Origin of the sequence: Nonomuraea antri, from assembly GCF_013283785.1 — a bacterium.
GTDB classification, from domain to species: domain Bacteria; phylum Actinomycetota; class Actinomycetes; order Streptosporangiales; family Streptosporangiaceae; genus Nonomuraea; species Nonomuraea antri.
The window spans coordinates 1-8095 of the sequence record NZ_JABCPZ010000337.1 but is presented as its reverse complement, the minus strand read 5'-3'; the positions used below and the strand labels follow the sequence as shown (position 1 = coordinate 8095).

Annotated in this window: 6 protein-coding genes; 5 read left to right on the top strand and 1 reads right to left on the bottom strand. The window is 71.2% G+C overall.

Annotated features, from left to right (window positions below):
• On the bottom strand, positions 1-1749 hold a 1749-nt coding region (locus HII36_RS51190; RefSeq protein ID WP_173530670.1), incomplete at its 3' end, for a right-handed parallel beta-helix repeat-containing protein.
• 97 nt (positions 1750-1846) lie between these two features.
• Between HII36_RS51190 and HII36_RS51185 the strand changes: the two genes are divergently transcribed.
• The 5 genes from HII36_RS51185 (at position 1847) to HII36_RS51165 (ending at position 7894) form a co-directional block, all read left to right on the top strand.
• Positions 1847-2713 carry a dioxygenase family protein gene (locus tag HII36_RS51185; protein ID WP_173530669.1) on the top strand — a complete coding sequence of 289 codons (867 nt, stop codon included), beginning with the start codon at positions 1847-1849 and terminating at the stop codon, positions 2711-2713.
• A 104-nt stretch (positions 2714-2817) separates the two neighbouring features.
• On the top strand, positions 2818-3309 hold the full coding sequence (locus HII36_RS51180) for a GyrI-like domain-containing protein (RefSeq protein WP_173530668.1): 492 nt from the start codon (positions 2818-2820) through the stop codon (positions 3307-3309).
• A gap of 228 nt (positions 3310-3537) precedes the next feature.
• Positions 3538-4818 carry a family 2 encapsulin nanocompartment cargo protein terpene cyclase gene (locus HII36_RS51175; protein ID WP_217371004.1) on the top strand — a complete coding sequence of 427 codons (1281 nt, stop codon included), beginning with the start codon at positions 3538-3540 and terminating at the stop codon, positions 4816-4818.
• A 78-nt stretch (positions 4819-4896) separates the two neighbouring features.
• Positions 4897-5715, top strand: a complete 819-nt coding sequence (locus tag HII36_RS51170; protein WP_173530671.1) for a geranyl diphosphate 2-C-methyltransferase — start codon at positions 4897-4899, stop codon at positions 5713-5715.
• 193 nt (positions 5716-5908) lie between these two features.
• The gene (locus HII36_RS51165; RefSeq protein ID WP_173530667.1) at positions 5909-7894 is read left to right on the top strand and encodes a ricin-type beta-trefoil lectin domain protein; all 1986 of its coding nucleotides are present in this window, start codon (positions 5909-5911) and stop codon (positions 7892-7894) included.
• Positions 7895-8095: the final 201 nt, after the last annotated feature.

Genomic DNA, 8095 nt, shown 5'->3' with positions numbered 1-8095 from the left:
CAGCCCGGCCAGCGCGAGCACCGCCGACACCGTGCCGAGCCGGCGCGCGCCCGCGCCCACACCCGCATCCGCGCCGGCCCGCAGTGCGGAGGCGCGCAGGCGGCGCCACCACAGCAGGGCCACGATCAGCCCGAGGAACACCGACGTGCCCAGCGTCACCTGCACCTCCACCCGGGCCAGCCCGGACGCGCCGAACCAGTCGCAGCCCGCCGGCAGCCGCCGCTCGGTGACGCTGTACTCCGCGCACACCAGCGAGTGCGCCAGCTTCGCGGGCTCGCCGACCACCCGGTGCGACCCGGCGCCGGACAGCTCGCCGGGCTCGCCGCCGCAGCCGGGCACCACGTACGGGCTGGTCGCCGCCTGGGTGTCCCAGCAGTTGCGGCTGCCCTGGCCGTCCCAGAACACGTCGGTGGCGTTGGGACGGACCGAGCCGTCCGGCGCGACGCCGAGCCGGTTGCCCCCGTAGTGGTTGTCGTGCGAGGTGTCGGCCTGCTTGCCCATCGCCTCCTCGCCGCGCAGGAACGCCGGCGCCCACAGCAGCATGAACGCGGTCCGCTCGTGCCCGTACACCCAGTTGTCGCGGTAGACGTTGTGGTTTCCGCCGGCGGTCAGGATGCCGGTGCCGGGGGCGACGCCGATCTGCGGGCAGACCACGCCGCTCTCGTAGCCGCGCTGACCTGCGGGCTTGGCGCAGGTGCCGTCGCGTACGTGGTGGTAGTAGTTCTTGTTGTTGTCGTAGATCTTGTTCTTCTCGAACAGGGCGTGGTTCTGCGGAAGGCCGGGGTGGTCGGGGAAGAGGCTGTCCATCGAGGCGCCGGCCATGTTGTCGTAGAACTCGTTGTCGTGCACCCAGACCGAGTTGCCGGCCGTGCCGGAGTAGCCGACCATGTTCTGGTAGCTCTTGCAGCGGCGGATCTCGATGGCGTAGCGCGGCACGTCGTGGCCGCGTCCGGCGTTGATGTCGGAGGCGCTGCCGGGGTAGATGCCGCTGTCGCCGTTGCCGTGCGACTCGCAGTCGGTGTACAGGCCGTGGTCGGAGGCGAAGGTCAGGAAGCCGTACTCGTCGTTCCAGCGGGTCAGCATGCGGTCGATGACGAACCCGTCGGTGGCCAGGATGTACAGCGAGTTGAACGTGGTGCGCTGGGCGGTGAAGTTGCGGAAGTAGACGCCGTCGGTCATGTCGGCGCGGATCGCGTTCAGCTTCTTGTACTGGGCGTCCACGATGACGTCGCGCGGGGTCGCGCCGGTGCCCTCGATCTGCAGGTCCTTGATGCCGAGTATGGCGACCAGGTTCTGGTTGTGCGGGCACTGCCGCTGCTGCTCGAAGGAGAGGATCTGGTAGCCGAACGACGACCACCGCGCCTTCAGGTCGGCGCACGCCCCGGCCGGCTCGGGCAGGCTGGGCTCCTCCTGGTACAGCCCGGGCAGGATCTTGATGTTGTAGCCGGGGCCCTTGACCTGGTCGACCGCCTCCTGCAGGTGGCGGTAGCCGTCCTTCTGGCAGCGTTCGAACAGGCGCAGGTTCTCTTCCTTGAGCGCGGCGGGGAAGGCGGCGACGCGCTTGTCGAAGTCGGCCCGGTCGGTCTTGCACACCAGCAGCTCGGGGCCCGTGGTGCGGTAGACCGGCACGCTGCCCGAGCCGTCGGGGAACGTGACGGGCCGCTCCTCGTGGGCCAGGGCCGGCGCCGCCGACGACAGGAACCCCAGGACGAGGACGGCGGTGACCGATAACTTCCGCAGCAACGACATACGCGAAAAGTAGAGGCTTGTTCACGTTTCCGTCCATGACGGAGGCGAATCGATTTGATCACGAATGCCCGCCCATCCGAATCAGGTGGAGGAGACCATGAGACCGTCCGAGCCCGCCGACCCGCTGTCGGCCCAGGTGCTCGCCTCCCTCGCGGGCGCGGACCCGCGGCTGCGCGAGCTGGCCGGCGCCCTCGTCGCGCACCTGCACGCCTTCGTCCGCGAGACCCGCCCCACCGAGGCCGAATGGCTGCGCGCCGTGGACTTCCTGGTACGCACCGGCCACGCCTGCACCCCCGAGCGCAACGAGTTCATCCTGCTGTCCGACATGCTCGGCCTGACCTCGGCGGTCGACGAGGTCAACCACACCGGACCGGCGAACATGACGCCGAGCTCGGTCGAGGGCCCGTTCCACTCGCCCGCGCCGGCCCGTCCGATGGGGGCGTGGATCGCCGAGGGCCCGGAGCGCGAGCGCGGCGAGCCCACGCTCGTGCACGGCCGCGTCACCGACTGCGACGGCCGCCCGCTGGCCGGCGCCAGGCTCGACGTCTGGCAGGCCGACGACGCCGGGCACTACGACAGCCAGGACGCCGCACAGCCCCCGGGCAACCTGCGCGCCCTGCTCACCACCGGCGACGACGGCGCCTACTGGTTCCGCACCGTCAGGCCGAGCAGCTACCCGGTGCCCACCGACGGCCCGGTCGGCGAGTTGCTGCGCGCGCTCGGCCGGCACCCGATGCGACCGGCGCACGTCCACCTGCGGGTCGAGGCGGCCGGGCACCGGCCGCTGACCACCCACATCTTCGCCGCCGGCGACCCCTACCTCGCCTCCGACGCCGCGTTCGCGGTCAAGGACGCGCTCGTCGTCCCCTTCCGCCCGTGCGCGGACGCCGCCCGGGCGGCCCGCTTCTCGATGCCCGGCCCGTTCCTGGAGGCGGAGTTCGACATCCGGCTCGTCGCCGAATGAAACAGGCGTCCCGGGCATGACGGCCGATGTCCCGGGGCTTGCCGGTCGGTGCCGGGGCCGCGAGGATCGGCGTGACCACCGGCGTCCAGGGAAAGGTGACGATCATGACCGTCGGCATCGAGGTACTGCACCGCAGGCCGCAGCCCGTGGTGAGCGTCCGGCAGACCGTGCCGATCGCGGAGCTGACCCGGGCGCAGGGGGAGAGCCTGCACGCGCTCTGGCGCCACCTGAGCGAGCGGGGCGCCGTGCCCGCGGGGCCGCCGTTCGTCCGCTACCACACCTTCGACGACTTCAAGGCCGACGCCCGCACCGATGTGGAGGTCGGCGTGCCCGTCCAGGCCGAGGTCACCGGCGCGGGCCGGGTCGTGCGCGGCGAACTGCCCGGCGGCACGGCCGGCGTGACCGTGCACCTGGGCGCGCACGACCGGCTGCAGGACGCCTACGCCCGCATCGACGCCTGGCTGGCCGACGGGCACAAGGCCGACGGGCCCGCCTGGGAGGTCTACGAGTGGATCGACCTGGCCGGTGAGCCCGACCCGTCGAGCTGGCCGGACCCGGCCGACTGGCGCACCGAGATCGTCCAGCCGATCCTCTGACCAGGTCTTACGCCAAGGCACCCCGCACCTGCGCGGGGTGCCTTTTCTCATGCCGTCCGGCCGTGCGCAAGGCACAAGCGGGCGTCCGCCGCGGGAAGCAATCCCTCCCCATCAGGTAACTCTACGTTTCGTATCTGCATGACTACTTTCAGTAGTGACTGTCAGGCAAGCCCCAGATAACTCAGCGGAAACCACCGTCCCACGACCGTTGCGAGGAAAAGGCGTGTCATGCCCGAGTTCGCCGCAGATGAGACCCCGCGTCCGTCCGACCCGACGCCCACGCTGACCGCCGAGCCCGTCCGGCTGCCGTCCGGCCCCACCGGCCTGGGAACCTCCGCGGCCCGCCTGTTCCCCCTCGCCGCCCAGCCCGAATCCGAAGCGGAGCCCGAAGCGGAACCCGCGGCAGGGCCGGTCCCCGACGACGGGCACGAGTCCGCGCGCGCCGGCGGCCTGCCCGGCCAGGTGTGGGTGTTGTCGCCGCCGGCGTTCACCAGCCCGACCGGCCCGCACGGGCTGGCCCCGCTCGCCTACGGGCTGCGGGAGTGGGGCGACGGCAGCTACCCGCCCCTGTACTGCCCCGAGACGGCCAGGATCGACGAGGAACTGGGCGTGGAGGTCGACCGGCGGCTCACCGCGTGGGCGGCGGGCACCGGCATCCACGCCGGGCGGATGGCCGAGTTCAGCTCCACCGGCTACGGCCGGCTGGCCATGCTCACCCACGCCGACACCGACGACCCCGACATGCTGCTGATCGCCGCCCAGATGAACGCCGCCTGGTGGGCCGCCGACGACTACTACGCCGACGAGAGCGACCTCGGCGCGACCCCGACCGAGCTGCCGCCGCGGCTGGCGCTGGTGATGTCGGCGATGGATCCGCCGCCGCCCGCCGGCGACTACACACGCCGGCTGGAGGAGCAGATCACCGGCGACCCGGTGCTGGTCGCGCTGCGCTCGGCCACCGGGCACCTGTCGCGGCACGCCACGCCGTCGCAGGTCATGCGGGCCTGCAACACCACCTTCCAGATGTACGTGAGCTGGACCGCCTACGCCGCCTGGCGCTACCTGGAGACGCTGCCGCCCGTGTGGCGCTACCTGGCGGCCAGGCAGCACGACAGCTTCTACACCTCGATGACGCTCATCGACGTCGTCGGCGGCTACGAGCTGCCCGGCAACCTGTTCTACGACCGGCGCTTCCACACCGCGCTCATGCAGGCGGGCACGGCCAGCGTCCTGGTCAACGACCTGCACTCGGTCGCCAGGGAGGCCGCGGACGAACTGCCCGACTCCAACGTCATCCTGCTCATCGCCGCCGAGGACGACTGCTCGATCCGCGAGGCCACGGAACGCGCGGTCGAGCTGCACAACGACTTCGTCCGCGGCTTCGAGTCCAGCCGGCGCGAGCTCGACGCGCTGCCGTCGACGGAGCTCAAACGGTTCCTGCGCGGCGCCCAGGCGTGGATGGCCGGCTGCCTCGAATGGCACGGATCGACCAGCCGCTACAAATCCTGACCTTCCCCGACCCAGTCGAGTTCTCACAGAAAGGAGCTCCAGGTGACCACCACCTACGAGCAGCCCGTCCTCAGCAGCATGTACCAGCGCTCGGTGGCCGACTACTGGAACGCCGAGAAGAACCCGGTCAACCTGCGCCTGGGCGAAGTGGACGGGATCTACCACCACCACTACGGCATCGGCGAGGCCGACTGGTCGGTGCTCGACGGCCCCGAGTCGACCCGCGAGGAACGCGTCGTCGCCGAGCTGCACCGGCTGGAATGCGCGCAGGCCGACCTGCTCATGAGCCGGCTCGGCCCGCTCGGCCCCGACGATCGCGTCCTGGACGCCGGGTCGGGCCGGGGCGGCTCCAGCATCGTCGCCAACCTGCGGTTCGGCTGTCAGGTCGACGGCGTGTCCATCTCCGAGTCGCAGGTGGCGTTCGCCAACGAGCAGGCCAGGCGCCGCGGCGTGGGGGAGCGGGTGCGCTTCCACTTCCGCAACATGCTCGACACCGGCTTCCCGTCGGGCGGCTACCAGGCGATCTGGAACAACGAGAGCACGATGTACGTCGAGCTGTCGCTGCTGTTCGCCGAGCACTCCAGGCTGCTCGCGCGCGGCGGCCGGTACGTGTGCATCACCGGCTGCTACAACGACGCCTACGGGCTGCCGTCGCGGGCGATCAGCCAGATCAACGCCCACTACATCTGCGACATCCATCCGCGCAGCACCTACTTCAGAGAGCTGTCGGCCAACCGGCTCGTGCCCGTCGACGTCGTCGACCTGACCGCGGCCGCGATCCCGTACTGGGAGCTGCGGGCCAAGACGTCCCTGGCGACGGGGATCGAGCAGGCGTTCCTCGACGCCTACAGCAACGGCAGCTTCCAGTACCTGCTGATCGCCGCCGACCGGGTCTGACCGGCTCTGATCGGGCTCTGATCGGGCTCTGACCCGGCTCTGACCGGGCGATGACCGGGGTGGCGGCCGCGGGGGTCCCGTCGATGGGGTGCGACGGCACGCGGCGAAAAAACAAGCACATGAGCAGGGTTCACATTTTCCGCGAACTGAGGTTACTTATGAGTAGTGCTCATGTATGCGGAGGTATCCCCCCATGCGCTCCCCCTTCGTTCTCCTGGCCGCGCTGGCGCTGCTCGTCACCGCGGCCCCCGCGCACGCCACCACCGCCCAAACCGGCAGCGCCCTGACCAGCGGCGCTCTGAGCAGCAGTGCGATCACCCCCCTCCCACCCCATTTAGAGGCCATTCGCAAGGCCGAAGCCGTCAAGCTCTACGGCGACGACGCCATCCGCCCGCTCGACCAGCGCAAGACCGCCCTGACCACGCTCGGTGACAGCGAGATCTCCGGCGAAGGCGCCTTCGACCGGTCGCTGTACGAGCCGGGCACCGACGGCCCGGACAACTGGTGCCACCGCTCGATCAAGGCCGCCGTGCACGTCACCGCGATCCCCGCCGACCTCACCTACAACCTGTCCTGCTCCGGCGCGCAGACCAACGACATCACGATCGGCGGCACCCACCAGTACGAGGAGCTCAACCAGGGCGACCACCTGGCCATCAAGGCCCGCAACACCAGGGTCAAGATGATCGCCGTGGTCGCCGGCGCCAACGACGACGGCGGCCCCCAGTTCGGGCCCACGATGACCGACTGCGTGGAGCGGCGGGTGTTCTTCCGCGGCGCCTGCTGGCCCGGTCAGGACCCGACGTGGGCGGCCCGGGTCGACTTCATCGTCCCGCGGGTGGCCAAGGCGCTCACCGACGTCAAGCAGATCATGGCCGACGCCGGCTACGGGCCCGGCGACTACCAGCTCATCTCCATGTCGTACCCGGGACCGGCCAGCCCGGACGTCGAGGACAACCCGAACTTCCCCGGCTGGTACAACGGCGGCTGCCTCGGCTACCTGGCCGACCTGGCCTTCGCGCGCAACAAGGCGGTGCCGCTGTTCGAGACCGGCATCCGCCGCGCCGCCGCCCAGGCCGGCGCGCGCTACCTGGACGCCAGCCGCCTCTTCCACGGCACCGAGGTCTGCCAGGACACCACCTGGGTGACCGGCCTGCACGCGGTCAACGGCGACCTGTTCGACCCGAACGCCGTGCGCCAGTCGTTCCACCCGAACACCGGCGGGCACGCCGCGTTCGCCGCCTGCCTGACCCAGTTCTTCAACTCCACCGCGCCGCAGGCCGCCTGCATGAACCCGGCCGGCTCGCTCAGCCCCAGGCTGTATCCGGGGCTGCCGGCGTTCAAGCAGCTCAGGCACGCCGCCACCGGCAACTGCCTGGACGTGGACGGCAACTCCTCGCGCAACGGCCGCAAGCTCGTCTCCTGGCCCTGCGAAGGCACCCGTAACCAGGCGTTCTGGTACGACCCGGCGACCAAGGCCGTGCACACCGAGCTGTCACACGACCGCTGCGCCGACGTCAACGGCGGCAGGCTGGTGGCCGGGAGCGCGGTGCAGGTGTGGAACTGCCACGCCGGGGCCGCGCAGCGCTGGACCTACGACGGCGCGCGCCTGCACCCGGCCGACGCGCCGGCACTGTGCGCCACGCTGCCCGGCACCGGCCGCGCGCTCGGCGACGTCCTGGTGCTGGCCGCCTGCGACGGCGCCGACCAGCGGCAGGTGTTCACCTGGCAGGCGAAGCAGCCGCTCACGTACACGCAGTTCAAGCTGGGCGGCAAGTGCCTGGACGCGCCGGGGAGCACGCCGGGCGGCGGCGCGAACCTGGTGCTGTACACCTGTGACGGCAACGCCGACCAGTTCTGGGCCTACAACCCGGTCTCCGGCCAGCTGCACAACCTGGCCGCGCCCGGCCTGTGCGCCGACGTCGAAGGCGGCACGATGACCCAGGGACGGCCGATCCAGGTGGCCGACTGCGCGTCGGCCGTCGGCCAGTACTCGGCGTCGATGCGCTGGAACCGCACCGGCGGCGTGTTCGCCTCGCGCAAGGACCCGTCGTGGGTGATAGGCGCGGCCGGGACCACGGACAACACGCCGGTGACCCTGCAGCGCTCCGGCACGTGGACCGCGGGCGCGAGCCGCACCCCCGACGCGTGGAAGTTCCTCACGGCCGACCTGTACTAGACCCCCGTCCCGCGACGACCCGTCCCCAGAGGCTCAGGACGGGTCGTCGCCGGCTTGCCGCAGGTCGCGGACGGCCGGGACGGCCAGCAGGAGCACGCACGTCAGCACCAGCATCGCCGAGGCGAACAGCAGGTACGGCGCCACGCCGGTGACCTCGCCGACCGGCCCCGCCCGCGACGGTCTCCACGTTCAGCCCGATGA

Bases quoted from the DNA above. Each gene is read 5' to 3' on its own strand.
- HII36_RS51185 (WP_173530669.1), top strand. From the start codon at position 1,847: ATGAGACCGTCCGAGCCCGCCGACCCGCTGTCGGCCCAGGTGCTCGCC.
- HII36_RS51180 (WP_173530668.1), top strand. From the start codon at position 2,818: ATGACCGTCGGCATCGAGGTACTGCACCGCAGGCCGCAGCCCGTGGTG.
- HII36_RS51175 (WP_217371004.1), top strand. From the start codon at position 3,538: ATGCCCGAGTTCGCCGCAGATGAGACCCCGCGTCCGTCCGACCCGACG.
- HII36_RS51170 (WP_173530671.1), top strand. From the start codon at position 4,897: ATGTACCAGCGCTCGGTGGCCGACTACTGGAACGCCGAGAAGAACCCG.
- HII36_RS51165 (WP_173530667.1), top strand. From the start codon at position 5,909: ATGCGCTCCCCCTTCGTTCTCCTGGCCGCGCTGGCGCTGCTCGTCACC.